Raw genomic sequence first — 23589 nt, 5'->3', positions numbered from 1 at the left:
CGGTGGACCACAAGGTGGGGGAGCCGTTGTCGCGCTGTGTGCTTGAAAGTCCGGTCCGTACACCCGAGAGCAGGATTGCTGCTCGGCTTCATGACCGGTAAAGCACCCGTCTGGTCGATAGCCGCCAAAAGTGTGACGGCGAACACTCCCGGCATGCGTTCAGACCTCGCGGAGCCGCTGTCCGTCATGTCCCGCCGGATGCGGTCGCGGCACGGCCCCCTCGCCCATTCCCTGGAAGTCATGCTGGCCAGGGACGAGCGCGTCCGCGCCGTGACCGCGGGACTGCTGCCCGGCGTCGGCGCCGTCCTGCTCGCGGCCACCACGAGGCGGATGGTCGCGGTGAGCCGCGAGGGCTGGTCGATCTCCGTGTTCTACCCGCAGATCTCCAGCGTCGTGGCCAGCGGCTGGCTCGGCGTGACCGCGACGGTCACCATCAACGCCGCCGGCACGGTGCTGGCCATCCGCGCGCCGTGGCACACCGGCCGCGAGTTCGCCGACGCCGTTCGGATCGGCACGCCGATCGTGTCAGGCGGCCTTGCGGCGCTCTAGCTCTTCCTGTGCCGCCTGGAGCACCGCCGCGAGCTGCTCGTCGCTGAGGTCCGCCCGCCGCTGCCGCACGGTGTCCACGGCCGCGCCCGCCAGCCTCTTGTTGATGTCCGGGTCGCTGATCTCCGTGAGCTTGTTGGGCTCGCCCGCCGCCTTCCACGCCGCGAGGTTGGCGTAGGTCAGCCACACCCAGGCCGCGTGCTTGATGTTCGGGTCCTCCGGGTTGTCCAGCACCTGGTTCCACACCGCCGCCGGCAGCTGCGGCAGGGTGTCCGCCGCTCGCCAGGACGCCACGTTGGTCCATGTCAGCCACACCCAAGCCGCGTGCTTCATGTTGGGATCCTGGGGGTTCTCCAGGATGTGGCTCCACACCGCCGTGGCGATCTCCTCTGCGCTTGGCATGCCACCCTCCATCCATTCCCCGACGGAGCCCCGGAAGCCGCCCATGTCGCCGGGCCAGCCGGCGGGGTCGATCTTGCGGCCGGGGGCCCATTCCTTGTGTGCCAGCGCGCGCTCGGGCCCCAGTCCCAGGTGGCCGAGCAGCGCCGCGACGCCGCGCGGGTACGACTCCACCTGGGCGGGGGTCCAGTCGCCCCGTCCGGTCGACTCCGCCTCGACGCCGATCAGGTGGTTGTTCCCGTTGTCCCTTCCGCACCACGACACCGAGCCGGCACCCGCGTGGTACGCGAGGCCGGCCGCGACGACGAACCAGGTGCCGTCCCGGCCGAGGCCCAGGTTGCACAGCGGGCCCGCCAGACCGGGGCGGCCGTTGACGAGCACGCCCTGGGACGGGAAGTTTCCGCTGGCGGGACCGGCGGTGTGGTGCAGGAGCACGCCCCGGGCGTCGGAGAAGTTGCCGTGCCCCCGGTTCTCCCAACCGCCGATCTCCACCACGGTCAAACCTGCTTCGCGCAGGACTCCTGGCATCCAGGTCAGCGCGTAGACCACGGGTATCACCTCCAGAAACCTGGTCGGTGCGGTCCGCTCGTGATCCAGTCTGGTGGTGGACGAGAAACGGGGGATAGGGCCGGTCGGATGACGTTTCCGCGTGTCCGCCCGGAAAGGTGGGCTACCCCTTGGCGTGCGGCTTCAGCGTCCAGATGATGTCGAGCCGCCCGGTTTCCACGCCGTCGGCGTTGCTGATGGTGACGTGGACCGGGACGTCGGGACGGCTGCCGGACTCCAGCTCGGCGACGGCCTCGGCGGCGGGCCTGCCGAGCACCGCGGTCGCGGTCAGCCTGCCGAGCGCGAGCTTGGCGTAGGTGATCTCGCCCTTGGTCGGCAGCGGAGTCGAGATGGCCAGCTGCTCGATGAAGGCGGCCGCGACGAGCGCCCCCGAGGCGGTCTCGGCCGCGCCGAACATCATCGCCGCGTGCGGGCCGCCGACGTGGTTGCGGTTGTCCTCCAGGTCCGGCAGCTCGACGACCACCTTCTCGGGTCCCGCCTCGATGAACTGGATGCCCGCAGTGCGCACCCACGGCACGATCTGTCGCATCATCTCGCCGACCTGGCTGGTGTCTACGCTCATGCCGCGAATATTACTCACGAGTAACAAGTGCTGGCCAGGTCCACTTCGGGAATGTCCGCGCACCCCGCTTCCGTTGACGCCGGAGACCGAGGGGGCGCGATGCAGATCGGAGAGCTCGCCGAGCGCACGGGAGTCAGTCCGCGCTCGCTGCGCTACTACGAGCGTCAGGGGTTGCTGGTGCCCGTGCGCAAAGGCAACGGCTACCGCGAGTACGACGGCGAGGCCGTGCGAACGGTGTGCGTGATCCGTTCACTGCTCGCCGCGGGGCTCAACACCGAGACGATCGCCCGGATGCTGCCGTGCATGCGGATCGACGAGGGGCGGGTCGTGCCGTGCGCGGGCCTGGTCGCCGACCTCGCGGTGGAGCGGAAGCGGATCGAGCGCGAGATCGCGGCGCTCCGGCACTCCCAGGGGCTGTTGGACCAGGTCATCGGCGCCGCACGGTGACGTCGCAGTGACCGTGCGTGGGTGAGAGTTCTCCCACAGCATATTTCAGTTGCTAAGAGAACCGGTTCATCGCATGCTTGTACCCAGCAACTAGTTGGCTGATGCAATCAAGCGGGGCGAAACGTGAGCACATCCGTGAGGAACGCGGTTCCGGACGAGACCGACCTGGAGGTCGCCGACCAGCTCGGCATGGCCCTGGTGCGGCTCAACCGGGTACAGGCGTGCATCGCGGGCCACGCCTCCAGGAACGGGGGGATGGACAAGTCCTCCTTCATCCTGCTGGCCACGTTGGTCGCGCAGGGGCCCGCCCGGTCGAGCGCGCTCGCCGACGCGGTCCACTCCGACCCGTCCACCATCAGCCGTCAGGTCGCGCAACTCGTCAGGGACGGTCTCGTGGAACGCCGGGCCGATCCCGTTGACGGGCGGGCGACGCTGCTCGCCGCCACCGATGCCGGGATCGAGCTGCTTCGAGTGCACCGCCGCCGTCGCAACGAGGCCATCGCGGGGATGGTCGAGGGGTGGTCGGCACAGGACCGTCGGCTTTTCGCGGAGCTGCTGGGGCGCTTCGCCACCGACTACGAGGAATACATGCCTATCGCAATCGCCGAGCTCAGCCAGCAGGGGAGCTCGGAAGAGGGGAAGCACTGATGTCCGAATCCGCAACGCGCGCCGCCGCGGCGCCCGCGGAGGACGCCGACGGGGGACTCAGCCACCGGCAGGTCCTCGTCGTTCTCTCCGGGCTCCTGCTCGGGATGCTGCTCGCCGCGCTGGACCAGACGATCGTCTCGGCCGCGATGCGCACCATCGCCGACCAGTTGCACGGCCAGACCATCCAGGCGTGGGCGACCACCGCCTACCTGATCACCGCGACGATCTCCACGCCGATCTACGGCAAGCTCTCCGACATCTACGGCCGCCGCCCGATGTACCTGGCGGCGATCTCGATCTTCCTGGTCGGCTCCGCGCTCTGCGGCATCTCGTCCAACATGTACGAGCTCGCGGGCGCCCGCGCCGTCCAGGGCCTCGGCGCCGGTGGCCTGATGTCGCTGGCCTTCGCGATCCTGGCGGACATCGTCCCGCCCAGGGAGCGCAGCCGGTACCAGGGCTACTTCATGGCCGTCTTCGGCACCTCCAGCGTGCTGGGCCCGGTCGCGGGCGGCTTCTTCGCCGGGCTGAACGACTTCCTCGGCATCGACGGCTGGCGCTGGGTCTTCCTGATCAACCTCCCGGTCGGCGTGATCGCGCTGGTCGTGGTGAGCCGGGTGCTCAACATCCCGCACACCCGCGTCGACCACCGCGTCGACTACCTGGGCGCTGCGACCCTGTCGCTCGGCCTGGTCCCGCTGCTGGTCGTCGCGGAGCAGGGCCGGGAGTGGGGCTGGACCTCCGCCGCCTCGCTGGGGCTGATCGCGCTGTCGGTCGTCGGCATCGTGCTGTTCATCCTCGCCGAGCGGCGCGCGGGTGACGAGGCGCTGCTGCCGCTGCGGCTGTTCCGCAGCTCGGTGTTCAGCGTCGGCAACGCGCTGAACTTCATCGTCGGCATCGGCATGTTCGGCGGCCTGCTCTCGCTGCCGCTGTACATGCAGATCGTCAAGGGCGCCTCGCCGACCGAGGCCGGTCTGCTCATGCTGCCGCTGACCTTCGGCATCATGTCCGCCTCCGCCATCAGCGGCGTGATGACGTCGAGGACCGGGCGCTACAAGGCGTTCCCGATCATCGGCATCGCCATGATGATCATCGCGATGCTCGTCTGGAGCGGCATCGGCGTGGACACCCCGCTGTGGCAGACCTCCGCGGTGATGGTGCTGATGGGCGCCGGACTGGGCCTGTGCATGCAGACCCTGGTGCTGGCGGTGCAGAACGACGTGCCGCCGTCGGACATGGGCGTCGCGACCGCGTCGGCCACGTTCTTCCGGCAGATGGGCGGCACCATCGGCGCAGCGGCCTTCCTGTCCGTGCTGTTCGGCGTCGTCGGCGACCGGATCGCCGACTCCTTCCGGGTGGCCGCGGGCTCGGCGGACTTCCGCTCCGCGCTGACCGACCCGGCGGTGCTCGCCGACCCGGCCAACCGGCCGGTGCTGGAGATGATGAGCAGCGGCGGGGCCGGTGCCGGCCCGTCGCTGGACGACACCACGTTCCTCAACCACCTGGACCCGCGGCTGGCACGTCCGTTCCTGGAGGGCTTCTCCAGCGCGATGGACACGGTGTTCTTCACCGGGGCCATGGTCATGGTCGGCGCCTTCATCCTGATCTGGTTCCTCAAGGAGAAGCCGCTGTCCACGCAGTCCGGCATGCAGGCAAGGGCCGCCGAGGCCCGCGCCGCCGCCGCGCACTGACCCACGCGCTGGAACTGGCACCGCCCACCACAACGAAGGGCGCCCCCGGAACTCCGGGGGCGCCCTTCGCGGTGTGCGGGCGGCTCAGGCCTCGTGCGCGCCGTGCTCGGCCTCGTGGTCGAGCTGGCGCTGGTAGGAGCGCTTGATCTCGGCCTCCGCCTCGGTGCGACCGACCCAGGTCGCGCCCTCGACGCTCTTGCCGGGCTCCAGGTCCTTGTAGACCTCGAAGAAGTGCTGGATCTCCAGGCGGTAGAACTCGCTCAGGTGGTGGATGTCGCGCAGGTGCTCGGTGCGCGGGTCGTCCGCCGGGACGCAGAGCAGCTTGTCGTCGCCGCCCTTCTCGTCGGTCATCCGGAACATGCCGATCGCGCGGGCGCGGATCAGGCAGCCGGGGAACGTCGGCTCCTGGACGAGCACTAGCGCGTCGAGCGGGTCGCCGTCCTCACCGAGCGTGTTGTCCACGAAGCCGTAGTCAGCCGGGTACTGCGTGGCCGTGAACAGGGTGCGGTCCAGCCGGATGCGACCGGTTTTGTGGTCCACCTCGTACTTGTTGCGCACGCCCTTGGGGATCTCGATCGTGACGTCGAACTCCACGCTCTTCCTCGCTCGTTGTTGTTGCTCGCGACCGAGGGCTGCGCCGCACGGCCATGTCAAGACGCGTCTAGTGTGAACCAAGAGTCGCACCGAACCCGCATCCGAGTGGGACGTCCACTGTGTGACATTGCTTGTGTTTCGCTCACGACGCCGCACGGGAGGGCCGGGTGTCCGACGCTGGACAGCCACACGGCGAGGACCCGCAGCAGGAGCCGCCGAAGCCGCCGCAGCCGACTCAACCCGGCCCCAACCTCGACCAGGCGACGGTTCGCCTGCAACGAGCGCACGCCCAGCCGATGCGCGTCGGCCCGCTGCCGCCCGGACGGCCGCAGCCCCAGGTGTTCCCGGTGGGTCCCACGGTGCCCGCGCGCACGCCCGCCGAGCCCGAGCAGTCCGTGACGGATGACACACCGGACGCACCGCCCCAGCGCCGCACGGGCCGCCGGGTGGCGCTGGTGCTGACCGCGCTGGTGGTGGTCGCCGGGCTGGCTGTCGGCGGCGTGTTCTACGGACCGCAGGCTCTGCGCGCGGTCGGCCTCGGTGGCGTGGTCGAGGACCCCACGACCGCCCCGGCTCCGCCCGCGCAGGTGCGGGCCGCGCTCAAGCCGCTCAGCGCGCAGGGCCCCGTCCCGAGCAAGCAGGGCGTGCAGAACGCTCTGGCCGGACCGTCCGGCGCGTCCGTGCTGGGAACCCTCGGCGGGACCGTGGTCGACCCCGCGAGCGGAGAAGTGTTGTGGGACAAGGGTGCCGCCACTCCGATGACGCCCGCGTCCACCGGCAAGCTCGTCACCTCCGCGGCGGCGCTGCTGTCGATCGACCCGCAGTCGACGCTGACCACCAAGGTCGTCGAGGGCCCCGAACCGGGGACCGTCGTGCTCGTCGGTGGCGGTGACCCGACGCTGTCCGCAGGGAGCAAGGGGTTCTACCCGGGGGCGGCGAAGCTGGACGACCTGGTCGCCAAGGTCAAGTCGGCCATGGGCGGCCAGCAGGTGCGCAAGGTCCTGGTGGACACCAGCGCCTACGCCGGGGACACCAAGGGGCCGGGCTGGCTGGCTCCGGACATCGACGGCGCGGGACAGGACTACGCCGCGCCGATGGAGCCGGTGATGCTCGACGGCGGTCGCCAGGACCCCACGGACGACAACTCGGCCCGCTCGACCACGCCAGCCAAGACGGCCGCGTCCAAGCTCGCCGAGCGCCTCGGCGTCTCCGGCGGAGCATCCGTCGGCAGCGCGCAGCCGGGCGCGAGGGTGCTGGCCGATGTGCACTCGCCGCCGATCCGCCAGCTGGTCGAGACGCTGTTGCTGACCTCGGACAACGTCCTCGCCGAGGCGATGGCGCGGCAGGTGGCGAAGGCGTCGGGGGCCGAGATGTCCTTCGCCGGTGGGGCGAAGGCGGTCGCGGACGTGCTGACCCGCAACGGCTTCGACCTCAGCGGCGCCAGGATGGTCGACGGCAGCGGTCTCTCCGCCCAGAACAAGGTCCCGCCGAAGCTGCTCGGCTCGTTGGTCGCCGCCGCGGCCGCGCCGTCCGGGCAGCACGCCGAGCGGACCGCGAAGCTGCGGCCGCTGCTGAGCGGGCTGCCGGTGGCGGGCGGCAGCGGCACGCTCTCGGAGCGCTACGGCTCGTCGGGGGCCTCGGCGTCCGGGCGCGGCTGGGTGCGGGCCAAGACCGGCACCCTGGACGGCGTCAACAGCCTCGCCGGAGTGGTCACCGACAGCGACGGCAAGCTGCTGGCGTTCGCCTTCGTCGCCAACAACGCCGGCCCGGCGAACGCGGCCCGTCCCGCGCTGGACGTGCTGGCCTCGGCCTTGCGGGCGTGCGGCTGCCGCTGATCCCGCCCCGCCGGAAACGTCGGGGGGACGGCCCGGTTGGCTGATGCTTGCGTGGGATGGCTACGGGTAGCGTCGGTGAGGTGAACGCCGGATCGGCAGCACCCGACCTGCCACCGGTCGAGGGCCAGGGGCCCATCGACTGGGGGATCGCCTCTGCCACCGCCCAGCGCTTCATCGGCGCCGGCCCCGCCATTCCGCGGGAGGAGGCCGGCGAGGCCGTCCGCCGGATGCGGGAGCAGACCGTCCAGGCCGAGGGGCACGTCCGTGACCTCACCGGTCTCGGCCACGGCCTGCCGGTGCTGCCGGGCGACGTCGTCGACCGCGCCGGGTGGGTGCGGGCCGCCACCGCCGGGCTCGCCGCGCTGACCGACCACGCGCTGCCGCGCGCCACGCCCGGACTGCGCGGCAACGTGCTCGCGCGCACCGCCGGGTTCCAGGCCGGGATGGTGCTCGCCTACCTCGGTGGCCGGGTGCTCGGCCAGTACGACCCGTTCGGCGGGGACGGTCCCGGCGGCAGGCTGCTCGTGGTCGCGCCGAACGTGGTGGCGACGCAGCGCGCGCTGCGCGTGCCCGAGGACGACTTCGCGCTGTGGGTCTGCCTGCACGAGGCCACCCACCGGCTCCAGTTCACCGCCGTGCCGTGGCTGCGCGACTTCTTCGCCGCGCAGGTCGGCGAACTGCTCTCGATCATGGACGAGTCGACGGCCAGCGTGCTCACCCGGCTCGCCGAGGCGCTGAAGACCGCTCGCACCAACAAGGACAACGACAAGGACAGCGTCGGGCTGCTCGAACTGCTGCAGAGCCCGGAGCAGCGCGTCGTGCTCGATCGGTTGATCGCGCTGTCCACGCTGCTCGAAGGACACGCGGAGCACGTGATGGACGCCGTCGGCCCGTCCGTCGTGCCCAGCGTGAGCACGATCCGCGCGCGGTTCAGCGTGCGCCGAGGTCCGCGCGGCAACGTCGACCGGCTGCTGCGCGCGCTGCTCGGTGTGGACGCGAAGGTGCGGCAGTACGCGCAGGGCTCGGCCTTCGTCGACCACGTCGTCGCGGCCGTGGGCATGGACGGCTTCAACGCGGTGTGGACCTCGCCGGAGACACTGCCGACCCGCGCGGAGATCGCCGACCCGTCGCTCTGGCTGCGCCGGGTCCGCTAGGCCGGGCGCTACGGCGGTGACACCACCTCACCACCCCTGGCGCCCTCACCCGCGCGCCCCCTCATTTCGCGTTTTGTAGCCTTGATGCGAAATGAGAGCGCTCTTTCGCGCAATAAGGCTACAAAACGCGAAAACACCGACCACGCCAGCCAGTCCACGCGGACACACGGGGGCGCGGGGTGAGTGCGCCATGTCGGGGTATCGGGACTATTTGCAGGCCGGCGCTACGGCGGTCACCGAAATCCTTGCGACCGGCCTTCCCCCACGGTGATCATCACCGACCGCAAGTGCCAAGGGCCCTGTCCTCGCGGTCAGGTGGTCAATCCGTGTGAGGAACACATGACGACTCGTATGTCCATGCGCTCGTTCGGCGCCTTCTGCTCGGTTCTCGGTCTTACGACACTGTCCATGGTGGCCGGAGGGCCAGTCGCCTCCGCGAGCGCCAGCGGGTGCGTCGACGAGGGCAACACCAACAGTTCCTGCATCAGGATCCACGGGTCCGGTCTCCACGTGGACTGGATTCAGCCGGGCTCTCTGGTAGCGCCCTTCAGGACCATGCGGGGCAGCTTCACCGTCAGCGACTCAGCCGGTCTCATCGACAAGGACACGAAGTCGTACACGTACAAGAGCTACTCGCCGCTCCCGGTCTACATGTGGGGCGATCGGATCAAGATCGACAAGAACTTTCCCCACAACGACAAGGTGTGCGTCACGCTCCACGACGGCGTCTACCACCCGCCCGCGTGCAAGACGATCCACAGGTGAGGCACTTCGCGCAGCGGGGCTCGGTTGGCCGATGACCGGGTGCGGCACCAGCCGGTAGCGTCGCCGGAGTGAACGCTGGATCGGCAGCACCACGAAGATCGCATGTCGCGGTCAGGCTCGGCTCGACGAGTCGGGTCGCCTGACCCATGGCCGGCCCCGATCCGGCGGTCGCCGCGGTGCGCACCGCCGTCCGACGTCTGCTCGACCTCGTCCAGCCGCGTGAGCACGTCGCAGTCGCCTGTTCTGGTGGAGCCGACTCGCTCGCGCTCGCCGCGGCCACCGCGCACGTCGCGGAGCGCAGGGGCCTCGTGGTGCACGGCCTCGTCGTCGACCACAGGCTCCAGGCGGGCTCCGCCGAGATCGCGGAGCAGGCGGCCGCCCAGCTCTCCTCGCTCGGCGCCCGACCCCGCGTGCTCCCCGTGCGGGTCGAAGGTCCAGGTGGGCCGGAGGCGGCGGCGCGGCGGGCGCGGTACACCGCCCTGCTGGACGCGCGGCCGAGTCCCGACTGCGTCGTTCTGCTCGGCCACACCCTTGATGACCAGGCAGAAACCGTGCTTCTCGGTCTCGGGCGCGGTTCCGGGGCGCGGTCGATCGCCGGGATGCGCCCGCTGGACCCGCCCTGGGTGCGGCCGTTGCTCGGAGTGCGCAGGAGCACGACGCGGGCAGCGTGCGCCGCGCTCGGCCTCGAACCGTGGGAGGACCCGCACAACCTCGATCCGGCCTTCACCAGGGTTCGGCTCCGCCGCGAGGTGGTGCCGCTGCTGGAGAACGTGCTGCACGGCGGGGTCGCGGAGGCGCTGGCCCGCACGGCGGCGCAGGTGCGCGAGGACGGCGAGGCGCTCGACGAGCTCGCCGTCGCGCTGCTGCGGCGGGCCGAGGACGGACACGAGCTGGAGGCCGCGACGCTGGCGCAGGCCCATCCCGCCGTGCGGCGGCGGGCGCTGCGCGGGTGGCTGCTCGCCGGAGGCGTGACCGAAGTCACCGACGCGCACCTGCGCTCTGTTGACGCGTTGGTGGGGAACTGGCGTGGTCAGGGCGGTGTCGCGCTACCCGGCGGGTTGGTGGCAGAGCGCTCGCATGGCAGGCTTCACCTCGACCTGGGCGGCTCCGGCGCGGAGCGGCTGAACCCGTAGCTAGCAGGGGAGTCCGGCCTTGTACGACGGCGACATCTCGTCCGTCCTCGTGACCGAGCAGCAGATCAACGACAAGATCTCTGAGCTGGCGAAGCAGGTGGCCGCCGACTACCCGGAGGGCAGGGGATCGGACCTGCTGCTGGTCGGCGTGCTCAAGGGCGCGGTGATGTTCATGACCGACTTCGCCCGCGCGCTGCCGGTGCCGGTGCAGCTGGAGTTCATGGCCGTCAGCTCCTACGGCTCGGCCACCTCGTCCTCCGGCGTCGTGCGCATCCTCAAGGACCTCGACCGCGACATCGCGGGCCGCGACGTGCTGATCGTCGAGGACATCATCGACTCCGGCCTGACGCTGTCCTGGCTGCTGAAGAACCTCCAGTCGCGCAACCCCGCGTCGCTGGAGGTGTGCACGCTGCTGCGCAAGCCGGACGCGGTGCAGGTGGACGTGCCGGTGAAGTACGTCGGTTTCGACATCCCCAACGAGTTCGTCGTCGGCTACGGCCTTGACTACGCCGAGCGCTACCGCGACCTGCCCTACATCGGCACGCTCGACCCCAAGGTCTACTCCAGCTGACGCTCAGCAGTTCGGGCGGCAACGGCGCTGGATGACGGCGTCCACCAGCACGCCGCGGACGTCCTGGGCCTCACGCGCCGCGTAGGCCTTGCCGCCCGTTGCCGTTCCGATCTGCTGCAACGCCTCCATGTCCACCTCGGGACCGAGCCCGATGAGGATGATCGGCACGGGCTGCGCGGGGTTCGCCTCCGCGCGCAGCGTCTGGAGCAGCCCGGCCAGGTCCAGCCCCTGCTGGTCCTCGTTGCGGCCGTCGGTGATCAGCACCACCGAGTTGACCTTGGTCGGGTCGTGGTCGGCGCGCACGGTCCGCCACGCGGCGAGCGCGGTGTCGTAGAGCCCGGTCGCGCCCCTGGTCCGGTTGGGCAGCGTGGCCGCCGCCGCCTTCAACGCGTCCCGGCGGGTGCCACCGTTCATCCGCTCCATCAGCGGTCCGAGCGAGACCAGCTGGGTCCAGTCCTGGCTGCCGGAGTGGTTGGTGGAGAAGATCCACAACCCGAGCTGGGTGGAGTCCGGCAGCACGCCGAGCGCGGTCAGCGCGGCGTCCCTCGCCAGCTCCATCCGCGTCTGGCCGTTGCCCGCCTTGGCCTGCATGGAGCCGGAGACGTCGATGACGGTGAGCATCCGCGCGTCCAGCGTCGCCGCGCTGAAGGTGCGCAGGACCTCGGTGGCCTCGGCGGGGGTCGGCGTCGGCAGCAGCTTCGCGGCGGCGGCGCGCACGCCGAGCCCCTCCGGCCAGCCCGAGGACGCGGCGCCCTGCGGATCGCGGAACCCGGCCTCGGCGAACCGCTTCGCCGCCACCGGGGCGCGCAGCGCGGTCTCCAGCAGGTCCACCGCGCGGTCCAGCCCCGCCGGCTCACCCCTGCTGGTCACCCGGACCAGCGGGTGGTCCAGGTTCAGCGTGCCCTCCTCGGCGTAGCGCAGGGTGACCTTGTTGGCCGCCGTCGCGTTGTAGGCGATCACCGCCTGCTCGGTCGCGCTGAAGGCGGGCGCGGTGAGCGGGTCCTGCTCGACCTTGGCGAAGGCGTCGCGCATGGACGGCAGGGAGTTGCGACCGACCCGCATCAGCGTCTCGACCAGCTCCGGGCGCGGGGTGCCGTCGCTGTTGCCCAGCAGGGAGCGGATCAGCATCAGCGTGGCAAGGCCCTCGGTGGAGCTGGTCGGGTCGCCGATCACCGCGGGCACGCCGCCCTGGATCATCTTCCGCCAGCCGGAGGCGTCGCCGAGCCGGTCGGACACCGGCATGCTGGTGGCGATCACCAGCGGCGACCCGGCCAGCGAGCCCCTGATGTCCAGCTCCGGCACGGGCCCGCTGGCGCTGCCCGCCTGCTGGAGCACGCGCGCGGGCCACAGCCCGGAGTCGGGCAGCCACACGTTGGGCGTGCGCGTGCCGCCCGGCATGACGTTGACCAGGTCGTTCGCCACCGCCGACGCGGCCTTGGTCGCGACCCTGACCTGCACGCAGGTGCCGTCGACCGCGGGCTTGCCCGCCTGGAACTCGTCGACGACCGCGCGCACCGGTCGCTCCATGTTCGCCGTCACCGCCAGGTTCACCGGCAGCTCGCCCGAACACGTGCCGTCCCAGCCGCGCAGCGCGACGATGGTGGTGGCCGCCGCCGCGGTGACGCCCAGGAGCACCCCGAGGGGCAGGGCGACGCGCTTGAGCCGGGTGCTCGGTCGGGGCATGTGATGTCTGCCAGGCATGGTCTTCGTGGCTTTCCAACGGGGGAGGAGCTTCGGTCCGTGAGTCCTTTGCATGAGCAACGGACTGCCGCGCGCAGGGAGACTGACACGCCTCACTCGCCGGAGTGAAGCATCCTCGCCTTTGCTCACTCGGAAAGCCGAATAACGATTGCGCCACGTGACCAGCATCAACCGGCCGAGTGGCGGGGTGGCCAGGCTCACGTCCGGCGGATATCGCCCCATCGGGAACCCGGTGCGCGTCTCGCCCGTTGGCCGGGAGACCGGTGCGCCCGTGCCCCGTCAGCGCCGTCAAGGAGCCGACATCCACACGGGCGGTACGCTGGTCGGACGACGGCCGCCGGACACCACGCGTTTCTCCGTGTCCCCGTGGCGGCCCGTCACCCGGCATGCAAGTCAGGGAGGGGCGAGGCCGCCCGACGGCCGTAAGTTAATGGACCGTAAGCGCCTGCTTCGGAACCCGCTGATCTGGATTCTCGCGGCGTTCCTGCTGTTCTACGCCTTCAGCGTGCTGCTGGACGACACCCGCGGCTACGAGGAGGTGCCCACCTCCCGCGCCCTGGAACAGCTCAACAACGGCAACGTCAAGAGCGCGATCCTCCAGGACAAGGAACAGCGGCTCAAACTCGATCTCAACAACCCGGTCGACGGCAACAAGACCCGGCTGATCACGCAGTTCCCGCGCGGCGGGGACACCATGCTCGTCCAGGCCCTCACCAACGCCAAGAACATGACCGGCGGCTGGAAGACCGAGGTCACGCAGGAGTCGCTGTTCGTGACGGCGCTGCTGTACCTGATCCCGGTCGGCCTGGTTCTCGTCCTGCTGATGTGGATGATGAACAACTCGCAGGGCGGCGGCAGCCGGGTGCTGAACTTCGGCAAGTCCAAGGCCAAGCAGTTGTCCAAGGACATGCCGAAGACCACCTTCGCCGACGTGGCGGGCGCCAACGAGGCGGTGGAGGAGCTCTACGAGATCAAGGACTTCCTCCAGAACCCCGGCCGCTACCAGGCCCTCGGGGCCAAGATCCCCAAGGGCGTGCTGCTCTACGGTCCGCCGGGAACCGGCAAGACGCTGCTGGCCCGCGCCGTCGCCGGTGAGGCCGGCGTGCCGTTCTACTCCATCTCCGGCTCCGACTTCGTCGAGATGTTCGTCGGTGTCGGCGCCTCGCGGGTGCGCGACCTGTTCGAGCAGGCCAAGCAGAACGCGCCGTGCATCATCTTCGTCGACGAGATCGACGCGGTGGGACGGCACCGAGGGGCAGGTCTCGGCGGCGGCCACGACGAGCGCGAGCAGACCCTCAACCAGCTGCTGGTCGAGATGGACGGCTTCGACTCGCGCGGCGGGATCATCCTGATCGCGGCGACCAACCGCCCGGACATCCTGGACCCGGCGCTGCTGCGCCCCGGCCGCTTCGACCGCCAGATCCCGGTGGCGGCCCCGGACCTCTCCGGCCGCAAGGCGATCCTGCGGGTGCACTCCAAGGGCAAGCCGCTCGGCCCGGACGCCGACCTGGACTCGCTGGCCAAGCGCACCGTGGGCTTCTCCGGCGCCGACCTGGCCAACGTGATCAACGAGGCCGCGCTGCTCACCGCGCGGCACAACGGCCAGCTGATCACCGCCGAGGCACTTGAGGAGTCGGTCGACCGCGTCGTCGGCGGCCCTGCCCGCAAGAGCAGACTGATCTCCGAGAAGGAGAAGAAGGTCGCGGCCTACCACGAGGCGGGCCACGCGTTGGCCGCCTGGGCCATGCCGGACCTGGAGCCGGTCTACAAGGTCACGATCATGCCGCGCGGCCGCACCGGCGGGCACGCGCTGGTGGTGCCCGAGGACGACAAGGAGCTGATGACCCGCTCCGAGATGATCGCCAGGCTGGTGTTCGCGATGGGCGGCCGCTCGGCGGAGGAGCTGATCTTCCACGAGCCGACCACCGGCGCCTCCAGCGACATCGAGCAGGCGACCAAGATCGCCCGTGCCATGGTCACCGAGTACGGCATGAGCGCCAAGCTCGGCGCGGTGAAGTACGGCACCAACCAGGGCGAGCCGTTCCTCGGCAGGCAGATGGGCCACCAGCCGGACTACTCGCTGGAGGTCGCGCACGAGATCGACGAGGAGGTGCGCAAGCTCATCGAGGTCGCGCACACCGAGGCCTGGGAGATCCTGTCCCAGTACCGCGACGTCCTCGACGAGCTGGTCCGCGAGCTGCTGGACAAGGAGACCCTGCAGCGCAAGGACCTGGAGCGCGTCTTCGCCTCGGTGCAGAAGCGGCCGAGGATCACCGCGTTCAACGACTTCGGCGGGCGCACGCCCTCGGACAAGCCGCCGATCAAGACCAGGGGCGAGCTGGCCATCGAGCGCGGCGAGCCGTGGCCGCCGGTCGTCGAGGAGCCGGCGCCGACCCCCGTCGGCACCGCCCCCGGCGGCGGCGACCTGCCTGGCGGACCGCCGCACGGCAGCGGCGAGACCCCCGGCCCGAACGGCAGCGGCCCGCAGCAGCACCCGCCCGCGTGGCAGGCGCGGCAGGCCCCGGCCGAGCAGCAGGGCGCCGAGCAGCCGCAGGGACAGCAGCCGCCGCACGCCGCGGGCCCGCCGTACTACGGCGCGCCTCCCGGCTGGACCCCGGCGACCGCCCCCGGCGGTGCGGGCGGCTCGTGGCCGACCGGCCAGAACCCGCAGCAGGGTGCGGAGCGTCCGGCGGAGCAGCCGCAGCCGGAGGCGCAGCGCTCGATCGACTCCGATCCCCAGGACGGCAGACGCTGAACGCGAACGACGGCACAGCCAGCCTCGGCGCGAGTCCGGTCTTCGACCAGGCTCGCGCCGAGGCCGCTGTCAGGGAGCTGCTCGCGGCGGTCGGTGAGGACCCCAGCCGCGAGGGGCTGCGGGACACCCCGGCCCGGGTCGCCAGGGCCTACCGGGAGCTGTTCGCCGGCCTCTACACCGAGCCGGACTCGGTGCTGGACAAGACCTTCGACGAGAGCCACGAGGAGCTCGTCCTGGTCACCGACATCCCGGTGTACTCCACCTGCGAGCACCACCTGCTGCCGTTCCACGGGGTGGCGCACGTCGGCTACATCCCCAACGCGCGCGGCCGGGTCACCGGGCTGTCCAAGCTGGCGCGGCTGATCGACCTCTACGCGCGCCGCCCGCAGGTGCAGGAACGACTGACCTCGCAGGTCGCCGACGCCCTCGTGCGCAGGCTCGACCCCCGCGGTGTGATCGTGGTGGTGCAGGCGGAACATCTGTGCATGGGAATGCGCGGGATCAAGAAGCCCGGATCGCGGACGACGACCTCGGCCGTGCGCGGACTGATGCGGGACTCCGCGTCGACGCGGGCGGAGGCCATCGAGCTGATCAAGGCCCGTTGATGGCAGGGAAGCCGCACCCGGCACTGCCCGATCCCGGCCGCTGCGCGGTCATGGGCATCCTCAACGTCACCCCGGACTCCTTCTCCGACGGCGGGCGCTACCTCGACCACGACGACGCGGTCGCGCACGGCGTCGAGATGTTCCGCAGGGGAGCGGACCTGATCGACGTCGGTGGCGAGTCCACCCGGCCCGGCGCGCAGCGGGTCGATCCCGCCGTCGAGGCGGGGCGCGTGGTCCCGGTGATCCGCGACCTGACCGCCAGCGGGGTCCGCACGAGCGTGGACACGATGCGCTCCGAGGTGGCGGCCGCGGCGCTGGAGGCGGGGGCCACTGTGGTCAACGACGTCTCCGGCGGCCTCGCCGACGAGCGGATGGCGCACGTGGTCGCCGAGGCGGGCTGCCCGTGGGTCCTGATGCACTGGCGCGGTCACAGCAGCGAGATGGACCTGCTCGCCAGCTACACCGACGTGGTGACCGACGTGCGCACCGAGCTGCTGGCGCGGGTGGACACGGCCATCGCCGCCGGGGTCGCCGAGGACGCGCTCGTGCTGGACCCCGGTCTCGGCTTCGCCAAGAGCCGCAGGCACGACTGGGAGCTGCTGCGGCGGCTGGACGAGCTGATCGCGCTGGACTTCCCTGTGCTGCTCGGCGCGTCCCGCAAGCGGTTCCTCGGCGCGTTGCTCGCTGACGCCGAAGGGGTGCCGCGCGCGCCGGACGGCCGTGAGTTCGCCACCTCCGCGATCACCGCGCTGGCCGCCGCCGCGGGCGTCTGGGGCGTGCGGGTGCACGATGTCGCGGGATCGCTGGACGCGGTCGCCGTTGCGGCCGCCTGGGACCGAGGCTGGGAGAACCGATGACGGACCGGATCACGCTGACCGGGCTGCGGGTGCGCGGCAACCACGGCGTCTTCGACCACGAGAAGCGTGACGGCCAGGAGTTCGTCGTCGACATCACGGTCTGGATCGACCTCGGCCGCGCCGCCGAGACCGACGACCTCAAGCACACCCTGCACTACGGCGTCCTCGCCGAGCGCGCGGCGGAGATCGTCGGCGGCAAGTCCTACGACCTGATCGAGTCGGTCGCCGCCCGCGTCGCCGACGACGTGATGATGGACGATCGCGCCCACGCCGCCGAGGTGACGATCCACAAGCCGAACGCGCCGATCCCGCTGGAGTTCGCCGACGTGGCCGTGACCGTGCGCCGCTCGCGACGCAAAGGACGTGCGGAGGCATGAGCCGGGCGGTCCTGTCGCTCGGTTCGAACATGGGGGACCGGCTGGCGTTCCTCCAGCGCGCGGTCGACGGCTTCCGCGCGGAGCTGGTCGCGGTGTCCCCGGTGTACGAGACGGCTCCGTGGGGCGGCGTCGAGCAGGACGACTTCCTCAACGCGATCCTCGTGGTCGAAGCCGACGGCGTCGACGAGTGGCAGTGGCTGCGCCGCGGCCAGGCCCTGGAGAACGAAGCGGGACGCGAGCGCCTGGTCCGGTGGGGACCACGGGTGCTCGACGTCGACGTGGTGACCGTCGACGGCGTCACCTCCGACCACCCCGACCTCGTGCTGCCGCATCCCGGCACACCGGAACGCGCCACGGTGCTGATCCCGTGGCTCGACGTCGAACCCGACGCGGTCCTGCCGGGCCACGGTCCGGTCCGCGACCTGCTCGCGCGGCTGTCGAGCGACGGCGTCCACCGGCGGGACGACCTCCACCTCTCGTGACCTTTCGGCGTGATCGGTACCGCGCGCTTGTCGCATTGAGGACGTCGATGGGCTTGTCCTGCGTCACAGGTGTTCCCCGGCGGGGCGGGCACACCCGGCGCGTTGCCCGGTCACGTTCCCGGTTTGCCAGGATGGGCATGTGAGATTCACCAGGCCACGGGATCTGGTCGCCGCAGGAGTGGTCGCGGCGCTGGTGACCCACCTGCTGCTGATCGCCGCGTACAACACGTTGCCCCGGCTGCCCGCCTTCGTCGGGCTGACCTTCCTCGTGCTCGGCGGCATCGAGCTGTGGTTCGGGTTCGCCCTCCGCGCGCGCATCCAGCGCAAGCCGGGGACGCTGCCGGTCGAGGCGCTCGTCGCGGCCCGCGCTGTGGCGCTGGCGAAGGCGTCCTCGCTGGCCGGAGCCATCATGTCGGGGGTGTGGGTGGCGGTGCTGCTCTACGTCGCGCCGCGCTTCGCCGATCTTGAGGCGGCCGCGGGGGACACCCTGTCGGCGACCGTCGGACTGGTCAGCTCTGCGGCCCTCGTCGGCGGCGCGCTGTGGCTGGAGCACTGCTGCCGGACACCCGACGACCCGGACGGACCGGACAGGCCCGGCGGGCGCCGAAGCTGAGCAAGAAATCAAATACGGACCCGAATGTGCCTGCACCGAGACGAGAATGAGCCCGCGAGCAGGTCTCGTTCGGATAACCGCCAGGTACCGTAGAACCCATGACCGGCCGCAGCGACTCGACCGAGCGCAGCACTGGCCGTGGCATGGGCTTGGCGTTGGTCGTTGCGGTTCTGTCCTTCGCCGTGGTCGCCGCGGCCGTGTTGGTGTTCAGTGACTCGTCCCGCTGGTTACGGCTGGCCGTGGTCGCCGCACTCTGGGCGGCCCTGCTCGCCGCCTTCGCCGCCGCCCGCTACCGCAGCCAGGCGGTGGAGCGCAAGGAGCGCGAGGACGAGATGCAGCGCGTCTACGAGCTGGAGCTCGAACGCGAGTGCGCCGCCCGCCGCGAGTACGAGCTGGAGGTCGAGGCGGAGACCCGGCGCCAGCTGGAGGACGACTCCCGCAGCGAGCTCGACGAGCTCCGCAACGAGCTGCGCACCCTGCGCGAGAACCTGGAGGCGCTGCTCGGCGGCGAGGTTCTCGTCGAGCGGGTGGCGTTGCGCGCGGAGGCGACCCGGATGCGCGCGCTGGACCAGGCCCGTCTGGTGGGCATCGGCGACAGCCGCGAGAGCCGCATCATCACCACCACCGAGGAGACCCGCCGCAAGCTCGCGCCCGCGCAGCAGTCGCGTCCGCAGCCGGTGCGCGCCGACGCCGCGCACACCCAGGTGATGTCCAAGGACACCGCCCGCCGGACCGACTCCGGCCGCATGCAGCCCGCGCGCAACGAGCCGAGCCGCCCGCAACGCCAGCACCCCGCCCCGCGTCCCGAGCCGACCCGCGCGATGCCGCAGCGCCGCGAGCAGCAGATGCAGCCCGCCGCCGCGATGCCCGAGGTCGTTGACGCGTGGCCCCCCTCGCGCCCGGCGGCTCCGGCCGCGACCTCGGTCGTTCCGCCGGTCTCCGCAGCGGAGGCCACCCAGGTCCACGAGCGCAGGCCCGCCGAGCCGCAGCGTCCGCGCCAGGAGGAGTCGACCCGCGTGGTCAGCTCGACCCCGGTCCGGCCGCAGCGACCGGACCCGCAGGTGGTCAACCGCCCGCCGGTCCGCGAGCCCCAGGTGGTCAGCCGCCCACCGGTGCGCCCGCAGCCCGAACCCGTCGCGGAGTCCCGCCCCGAGCCGCCTCAGCCCGAGTTCCGCAAGACCGACCCCGTCGTGCGCCGTGCCGAGCCCACGCGCCGCCAGGAGCCGGAGCCGGAGCGCCCGGCCGAGCCGGAGTTCCACGCGCCGGAGCCCGTCGCGCCGCCCGCCGCCGCCCCGCCCGAGCCGGAACCGGAGGACTTCGTCGAGCCGGTGCGCTCGACCGGCCGCAGGCATCGCGGTGACTCCGAGCCGAGCTGGCTGGAGAAGCTCTCGGCGAGCAAGCGCGAGACCCCCAAGCCGCCCCCGCCGCCGAAGGTCGACGTGAACGCGGAGTGGGCCACCCAGGACGACCCTCCGGCCCGCCGCGACACGTCCTCGTCGACGGGTCGCCGTCGTCGCCCGGAGAACGCGAAGCCGTCCTGGGACGTCACCGGCGCCTGGAACCCGGAGCTCTCCGACGCCCAACCGGCCACGGCGAGCGCGAACGCGGGCCAGCACGCCTCCGGGCTCTCGGTCAGCGACCTCCTCGCGGCCAACGGCGTGGACGACACCCCGCGCCGTCGCCGCCGCCGCTCCGACGACTGACCGCGCCGCTACTTGTCGATGTCGCCGACGACGAGGGCGAAGGAGCCGAGCACGGCGGGCAGGTCGGCCACGCGCGTTCCCGGCAGCAGCGCCGCGAGTGCCTGCACGTTGTTGAACGACGGCGTGCGGAGCTTCAGGCGCCACGGGGTCTTCTCGCCGCGCGAGGCCAGGTAGACGCCGGTGACTCCGAGCGGCGCCTCGGTCCAGGTGTAGACGGAGCCCTCCGGGGCCTTCACCGCCTTCGGCAGGCGCACGTTGACGGCCCCACCCGGCAGGCGGTCCAGGCATTCGCGGGCGAGGCGGACCGACTGCGCGATCTCGCCCACCAGGCACGAGACCCTGGCCAGGGCGTCCCCCGTCGTGCCGAGGACGGGGTGCACGGTCAGCTCGCCGTACGCGCAGCTCGGGTCGTCGCGGCGCAGGTCGATGTCCACCCCGCTGGCGCGCGCGGCCGGGCCGGTGACACCGAGCTCCAGTGCGTCGTCGGCCGACAGGACGCCGATTCCGGCGTGCCTGGAACGAAAGTCATCACTGTCCACAGTGGATGACGTGATCGCGGGGAACTCTCTGTCCACTGTGGATAGAGCGGCCGCGACGTTGTCGGTCCAGCCAGCTGGCACGTCCTCGCGCAGACCGCCGATCCTCGTTGCCATGAAATGGATCCGGCCGCCAGTGGCCTCTTCCATGACGGCTTGGACGGCGCTCGTGCCACGTTGTGCGGCAGTCGTGCCCGGGGTCGGCTCACCGGAGGGGGTGCGGGTCAGCGGGGTCAGGAAGGCGAGGTGAGCCAGGATCCTGTTCAGCTCGCACAGCAGGGTGCGCAGCCACAGTGCGCGCGGTGGCACGTCCATGCCGGTCATCCGCTCGACGGCCATCGCGAGCGTGACCTCGTTGCAGAACGCGGCGAGCCAGTCGTGCCGGTTGGCCAGTGCCAGGGCCTGGCGGTAGTCGCGGACCTCGAACAGCTTCTCCGCGCCCCGGTGCAGGTGGCCGACCAGCGGCTCCGCCTCGGCCACGACAGGAGCATCGTCGGGGCCGTCCAGCCGCAGCCGCAGCCGATAAGCCCCGTGCGCCGCGGGGTGCAGCGGTCCGAGGTCGATCACGCGGTCGACGCCGAGATAGGCGGCTCCCGCGCCGACTCCGATGGTCTCCTGCCTGCTCACAGTCGCGCCTCGCAAGCTCGGCGGGCCGTGAGCAGAGCTGCTGTGCTGAATGGCTCGCTCACGTGCTCATGCTTCCATGCCCGCCCAGTGCAGCAGCCAGTGGAAGCCGCCGAGGCCCGCCGGATCGGTCAGCTCGGCGATCCGGCCCGCCCGCGCCACCTCGTCGAGCCAGCGAACCGGATCGGTCGCCGCGATCCCGGCTGCCGGTGCGGATGCGCTGAGCCCCAACGCGGCCAGCGCGCTCGCCTGCGACGTGATCACGCCGCCACCGGCCGCCTCGGCGCAGGAGTCCATGGCGACGTGGGCGGTCAGGTCGCGACTGCCGTCGGGGATCGGGCGCACCTGGCGCCCCGCCAGGTAGCCGGTCAGCGTCCCCTCGCGGTGCCGCCCCGCCGCGCGGTCGGCCAGCACGTGCCCGTAGTCCACCGCGAGCGCGGCCCCGGCGCGCACCCGCCGGACGGCGTCCGCCCATGCGGTGTCCCTGGACAAGCCCACCTCGGCGCGGACCGGCCACGGCCACCACCGGTTCAGCCAGTCCAGCTCCGCGCCGGTCACGGGTGGCCCCAGTGACTCCGTGCCGTGGTCGTCCACGTGCACCTCGCGGATCTGTCCATTGTGGACTTCGACGACCTGGCAGGGGATGGAGTCGAGCCACTCGTGGCCGACCAGCAGCCCGACCACGTCGGAGGGGAGGTCGGTCCGCACCCGCACACCCGCGGGCACGGCGGGCGGCGTGACCTCCACGGCGGTCACGCACAGGCGTCGCCGCAGCGCCGCCGGGGCGAGGTCGTGCACCGACACGGCCAGCTCGCCGCCGCCGGCGCCCACGTCGACGAAGTCCACCTCGGCGGGCCGGTCCAGGGCGAAGTCCACCCGGTCGAGCAGCTCCAGCAGCGCTTCCGCGAGCTCGGGGCCGACCAGCGGCGAGGTCCTGAAGTGCGCGGACGGTCGCTCACCCCGGGCGAAGAAGCCGCGGGGGGAGTACAGCGCCGCCTGCCACGCCCGTCGCCAGTCCCGCACGGGACGGGCACCTTACCCGCCGTCCGTTCGATGCCGGGAAGTCCGATCCGGCGTGCCAGGAGCGAAACCGTAGGCTCACTGATCGTGACCACGGATGAGCTCCCGGCCGAGCGCCGTCAGCCAGCCCAGCAGCGCCGCCAGCAGCGCGCCGTCCTCGGCTCGGTGATCGGCCTGATCCTGCTCGGCACCTGTGGCCTGATCCTGCTGGGGATGGCCACCTCCCGCGTCGGCCTGCTGGCCGTGCTGATCGGCGCGGGCACCGCGCTGGTGCCGGTCGGTTTCGTCGTCGGCGCGTTCCTGTGGATCGACCGCTGGGAACCCGAGCCGACCAAGCTGCTGCTCGCGGCGTTCCTCTGGGGAGCGTGCGGCGCGACCATCAGCGCGCTGCTGATCAACGACACCGCCAGGACCGTCGGCGACATGCTGCTCGGCCAGGGCGGCGGCGACCTGCTCAGCTCCGTGGTCTCCGCGCCGCTGGTCGAGGAGACGGCCAAGGCCCTGTTCCCGCTCGCCCTGCTCTGGCGGCGCAGGCAGGAGTTCGACGGCGTGGTGGACGGCATCGTCTACGCGGGCATCACCGCGGCCGGGTTCGCCTTCACCGAGAACATCTTCTACTTCGGTCAGGCGTTCGCCCAGGACGGTTTCGGCAACGCCACCGGCGGTGTCATCGCGGTGTTCATCCTGCGCGGTGTGCTCTCGCCGTTCGCGCACCCGCTGTTCACCGTGATGACCGGCATCGGCGTCGGGCTCGCCGCGGGCAGCACCCGGGCCGGGGTGCGGTTCTTCGCGCCGCTGCTGGGTTTTCTGCTCGCGGTCGGCCTGCACGTGCTGTGGAACGGCGCGGCGACCCTCGGCGGCGGCCTGGACTTCCTGAACATCTACTTCCTGATCATGGTGCCGATCTTCGCCGCCACGGTCTGGCTCGTCGTCTGGCAGCGCCGCCGCGAGCAGCGCATCGTCGTCGCCGAGCTGCCCTTCATGGCCGACTCGGGCTGGATCGCGCCGAGCGAGGTGGCGCTGCTGGCCAGCATGGCCGGTCGCCGCTGGTGGCTCGGCCGCGTCCGGCAGCGCGCGGGGGAGGAGGCCGCCCGCGCGGTCGCCGGCTACCAGACCGCCGTCACCGAGCTCGCGTTCCTGCGGTACCGCATGGCCAACGGCACCTGCGGCGGCGACTCCGAGCGGCGGCACGACGAGCTGCTGACTACGCTGCACCGGGCCAGGGCCGCCGCGGTGAACGCTCCCGGCGCACTCGGTCTCGCGGGTGCCCGCACGGCCAAGCGCCGTCCCCGGCGCGCGGGCAGCACCGGGTGAAGCTGGTCACCAGCGCCGTCGCGACGCGGGTGTCGCCGGTTAGTCTCGCGCCGCTGTCCGGTACCCGCGGAGGTCGTGGGCCTGGAACACCAA

Annotated in this window: 23 protein-coding genes; 17 read left to right on the top strand and 6 right to left on the bottom strand. The window is 71.7% G+C overall.

Annotated features, from left to right (window positions below; translation table 11 throughout):
• The first annotated feature begins 153 nt into the window (after nucleotides 1-153).
• Nucleotides 154-549, top strand: a complete 396-nt coding sequence (locus ACFFQA_RS19930; RefSeq protein ID WP_377854151.1) for a hypothetical protein — start codon at nucleotides 154-156, stop codon at nucleotides 547-549.
• On the opposite strand, the gene ACFFQA_RS19925 is transcribed toward ACFFQA_RS19930, so the two are convergent.
• Together ACFFQA_RS19925 and ACFFQA_RS19920 are read right to left on the bottom strand one after the other, a co-directional pair.
• On the bottom strand, nucleotides 526-1494 hold the full coding sequence (locus tag ACFFQA_RS19925; RefSeq protein ID WP_377854148.1) for an N-acetylmuramoyl-L-alanine amidase: 969 nt from the start codon (nucleotides 1492-1494) through the stop codon (nucleotides 526-528). The genes ACFFQA_RS19930 and ACFFQA_RS19925 overlap by 24 nt on opposite strands.
• 121 nt (nucleotides 1495-1615) lie before the next feature.
• On the bottom strand, nucleotides 1616-2074 hold the full coding sequence (locus tag ACFFQA_RS19920) for a DUF4442 domain-containing protein (protein WP_377854145.1): 459 nt from the start codon (nucleotides 2072-2074) through the stop codon (nucleotides 1616-1618).
• 99 nt (nucleotides 2075-2173) lie between these two features.
• On the opposite strand from ACFFQA_RS19920, the gene ACFFQA_RS19915 reads away from it, so the two are divergent.
• The 3 genes from ACFFQA_RS19915 (at nucleotide 2174) to ACFFQA_RS19905 (ending at nucleotide 4857) form a co-directional block, all read left to right on the top strand.
• Complete coding sequence (locus tag ACFFQA_RS19915; protein ID WP_377854142.1) at nucleotides 2174-2521, top strand: MerR family transcriptional regulator; 348 nt, start codon at nucleotides 2174-2176, stop codon at nucleotides 2519-2521.
• Nucleotides 2522-2644: 123 nt separating this feature from the next.
• A complete protein-coding gene (locus ACFFQA_RS19910) occupies nucleotides 2645-3169 on the top strand; it encodes a MarR family winged helix-turn-helix transcriptional regulator (RefSeq protein WP_377854139.1) in 525 nt (174 codons plus the stop codon).
• Nucleotides 3169-4857 (top strand): MDR family MFS transporter, encoded by a 1689-nt coding sequence (locus tag ACFFQA_RS19905; protein ID WP_377854136.1) that lies wholly within the window; start codon nucleotides 3169-3171, stop codon nucleotides 4855-4857. The genes ACFFQA_RS19910 and ACFFQA_RS19905 overlap by 1 nt, the downstream gene beginning before the upstream one ends.
• 84 nt (nucleotides 4858-4941) lie before the next feature.
• On the opposite strand, the gene ACFFQA_RS19900 is transcribed toward ACFFQA_RS19905, so the two are convergent.
• Nucleotides 4942-5451 carry an inorganic diphosphatase gene (locus ACFFQA_RS19900; protein WP_377854134.1) on the bottom strand — a complete coding sequence of 170 codons (510 nt, stop codon included), beginning with the start codon at nucleotides 5449-5451 and terminating at the stop codon, nucleotides 4942-4944.
• Nucleotides 5452-5618: 167 nt separating this feature from the next.
• On the opposite strand from ACFFQA_RS19900, the gene dacB reads away from it, so the two are divergent.
• From dacB to hpt, 5 genes are all read left to right on the top strand, one after another.
• Nucleotides 5619-7286: a D-alanyl-D-alanine carboxypeptidase/D-alanyl-D-alanine endopeptidase gene (gene dacB / locus ACFFQA_RS19895; RefSeq protein WP_377854131.1), complete on the top strand. Its 1668-nt coding sequence runs from the start codon at nucleotides 5619-5621 to the stop codon at nucleotides 7284-7286.
• An 80-nt stretch (nucleotides 7287-7366) separates the two neighbouring features.
• Entirely contained in the window at nucleotides 7367-8440 is a 1074-nt protein-coding gene (locus ACFFQA_RS19890; protein WP_377854129.1) for an Rv3626c family coenzyme F420 biosynthesis-associated protein, read from the top strand.
• Between the two features lie 339 nt (nucleotides 8441-8779).
• On the top strand, nucleotides 8780-9205 hold the full coding sequence (locus ACFFQA_RS19885; protein ID WP_377854126.1) for a hypothetical protein: 426 nt from the start codon (nucleotides 8780-8782) through the stop codon (nucleotides 9203-9205).
• Between the two features lie 146 nt (nucleotides 9206-9351).
• Nucleotides 9352-10338, top strand: a complete 987-nt coding sequence (tilS, locus tag ACFFQA_RS19880) for a tRNA lysidine(34) synthetase TilS (protein WP_377854123.1) — start codon at nucleotides 9352-9354, stop codon at nucleotides 10336-10338.
• Between the two features lie 19 nt (nucleotides 10339-10357).
• A complete protein-coding gene (hpt, locus tag ACFFQA_RS19875; RefSeq protein WP_377854120.1) occupies nucleotides 10358-10909 on the top strand; it encodes a hypoxanthine phosphoribosyltransferase in 552 nt (183 codons plus the stop codon).
• Between the two features lie 3 nt (nucleotides 10910-10912).
• On the opposite strand, the gene ACFFQA_RS19870 is transcribed toward hpt, so the two are convergent.
• Nucleotides 10913-12592 carry a substrate-binding and VWA domain-containing protein gene (locus ACFFQA_RS19870; RefSeq protein WP_377854117.1) on the bottom strand — a complete coding sequence of 560 codons (1680 nt, stop codon included), beginning with the start codon at nucleotides 12590-12592 and terminating at the stop codon, nucleotides 10913-10915.
• A gap of 448 nt (nucleotides 12593-13040) precedes the next feature.
• On the opposite strand from ACFFQA_RS19870, the gene ftsH reads away from it, so the two are divergent.
• From ftsH to ACFFQA_RS19835, 7 genes are all read left to right on the top strand, one after another.
• Entirely contained in the window at nucleotides 13041-15365 is a 2325-nt protein-coding gene (gene ftsH, locus ACFFQA_RS19865; RefSeq protein WP_377854115.1) for an ATP-dependent zinc metalloprotease FtsH, read from the top strand.
• The gene (gene folE / locus ACFFQA_RS19860) at nucleotides 15362-15970 is read left to right on the top strand and encodes a GTP cyclohydrolase I FolE (protein ID WP_377855900.1); all 609 of its coding nucleotides are present in this window, start codon (nucleotides 15362-15364) and stop codon (nucleotides 15968-15970) included. Before ftsH ends, folE begins: the two co-directional genes overlap by 4 nt.
• The gene (gene folP, locus ACFFQA_RS19855) at nucleotides 15970-16827 is read left to right on the top strand and encodes a dihydropteroate synthase (RefSeq protein WP_377854112.1); all 858 of its coding nucleotides are present in this window, start codon (nucleotides 15970-15972) and stop codon (nucleotides 16825-16827) included. Before folE ends, folP begins: the two co-directional genes overlap by 1 nt.
• Nucleotides 16824-17204, top strand: coding sequence for a dihydroneopterin aldolase (gene folB / locus ACFFQA_RS19850; RefSeq protein ID WP_377854109.1), 381 nt, complete (start codon nucleotides 16824-16826; stop codon nucleotides 17202-17204). Before folP ends, folB begins: the two co-directional genes overlap by 4 nt.
• Nucleotides 17201-17686 carry a 2-amino-4-hydroxy-6-hydroxymethyldihydropteridine diphosphokinase gene (gene folK / locus ACFFQA_RS19845; protein ID WP_377854106.1) on the top strand — a complete coding sequence of 162 codons (486 nt, stop codon included), beginning with the start codon at nucleotides 17201-17203 and terminating at the stop codon, nucleotides 17684-17686. Before folB ends, folK begins: the two co-directional genes overlap by 4 nt.
• A 139-nt stretch (nucleotides 17687-17825) precedes the next feature.
• Nucleotides 17826-18299, top strand: coding sequence for a DUF3180 domain-containing protein (locus ACFFQA_RS19840; protein ID WP_377854103.1), 474 nt, complete (start codon nucleotides 17826-17828; stop codon nucleotides 18297-18299).
• A gap of 98 nt (nucleotides 18300-18397) precedes the next feature.
• Nucleotides 18398-20002: a DUF6779 domain-containing protein gene (locus ACFFQA_RS19835; protein WP_377854100.1), complete on the top strand. Its 1605-nt coding sequence runs from the start codon at nucleotides 18398-18400 to the stop codon at nucleotides 20000-20002.
• 8 nt (nucleotides 20003-20010) lie between these two features.
• Here the strand turns inward: ACFFQA_RS19835 and ACFFQA_RS19830 are convergent, their stop codons facing one another.
• Together ACFFQA_RS19830 and ACFFQA_RS19825 are read right to left on the bottom strand one after the other, a co-directional pair.
• Complete coding sequence (locus ACFFQA_RS19830; RefSeq protein WP_377854097.1) at nucleotides 20011-21165, bottom strand: NADH-quinone oxidoreductase subunit D; 1155 nt, start codon at nucleotides 21163-21165, stop codon at nucleotides 20011-20013.
• A 66-nt stretch (nucleotides 21166-21231) separates the two neighbouring features.
• A complete protein-coding gene (locus ACFFQA_RS19825) occupies nucleotides 21232-22185 on the bottom strand; it encodes an SAM-dependent methyltransferase (RefSeq protein WP_377854094.1) in 954 nt (317 codons plus the stop codon).
• Between the two features lie 84 nt (nucleotides 22186-22269).
• Between ACFFQA_RS19825 and ACFFQA_RS19820 the strand changes: the two genes are divergently transcribed.
• On the top strand, nucleotides 22270-23496 hold the full coding sequence (locus ACFFQA_RS19820) for a PrsW family intramembrane metalloprotease (protein ID WP_377854091.1): 1227 nt from the start codon (nucleotides 22270-22272) through the stop codon (nucleotides 23494-23496).
• Nucleotides 23497-23589 lie beyond the last annotated feature (93 nt).

It is taken from the genome of Allokutzneria oryzae, from assembly GCF_042429765.1.
GTDB classification, from domain to species: Bacteria; Actinomycetota; Actinomycetes; order Mycobacteriales; family Pseudonocardiaceae; genus Allokutzneria; species Allokutzneria oryzae.
Note: the sequence above shows the minus strand (reverse complement) of the source record. Positions and strands in the feature narration are given on the sequence as shown.

What these genes read in the sequence shown, in the direction of transcription:
- tilS (WP_377854123.1), top strand. Translation starts at nt 9,352, where the DNA reads ATGGCCGGCCCCGATCCGGCGGTCGCCGCGGTGCGCACCGCCGTCCGA.
- ACFFQA_RS19915 (WP_377854142.1), top strand. Translation starts at nt 2,174, where the DNA reads ATGCAGATCGGAGAGCTCGCCGAGCGCACGGGAGTCAGTCCGCGCTCG.
- ACFFQA_RS19870 (WP_377854117.1), bottom strand. Translation starts at nt 12,592, where the DNA reads ATGCCCCGACCGAGCACCCGGCTCAAGCGCGTCGCCCTGCCCCTCGGG.
- folP (WP_377854112.1), top strand. Translation starts at nt 15,970, where the DNA reads ATGGCAGGGAAGCCGCACCCGGCACTGCCCGATCCCGGCCGCTGCGCG.
- ftsH (WP_377854115.1), top strand. Translation starts at nt 13,041, where the DNA reads ATGGACCGTAAGCGCCTGCTTCGGAACCCGCTGATCTGGATTCTCGCG.
- ACFFQA_RS19905 (WP_377854136.1), top strand. Translation starts at nt 3,169, where the DNA reads ATGTCCGAATCCGCAACGCGCGCCGCCGCGGCGCCCGCGGAGGACGCC.
- ACFFQA_RS19885 (WP_377854126.1), top strand. Translation starts at nt 8,780, where the DNA reads ATGACGACTCGTATGTCCATGCGCTCGTTCGGCGCCTTCTGCTCGGTT.
- folK (WP_377854106.1), top strand. Translation starts at nt 17,201, where the DNA reads ATGAGCCGGGCGGTCCTGTCGCTCGGTTCGAACATGGGGGACCGGCTG.
- ACFFQA_RS19920 (WP_377854145.1), bottom strand. Translation starts at nt 2,074, where the DNA reads ATGAGCGTAGACACCAGCCAGGTCGGCGAGATGATGCGACAGATCGTG.
- ACFFQA_RS19930 (WP_377854151.1), top strand. Translation starts at nt 154, where the DNA reads ATGCGTTCAGACCTCGCGGAGCCGCTGTCCGTCATGTCCCGCCGGATG.
- folB (WP_377854109.1), top strand. Translation starts at nt 16,824, where the DNA reads ATGACGGACCGGATCACGCTGACCGGGCTGCGGGTGCGCGGCAACCAC.
- ACFFQA_RS19835 (WP_377854100.1), top strand. Translation starts at nt 18,398, where the DNA reads ATGACCGGCCGCAGCGACTCGACCGAGCGCAGCACTGGCCGTGGCATG.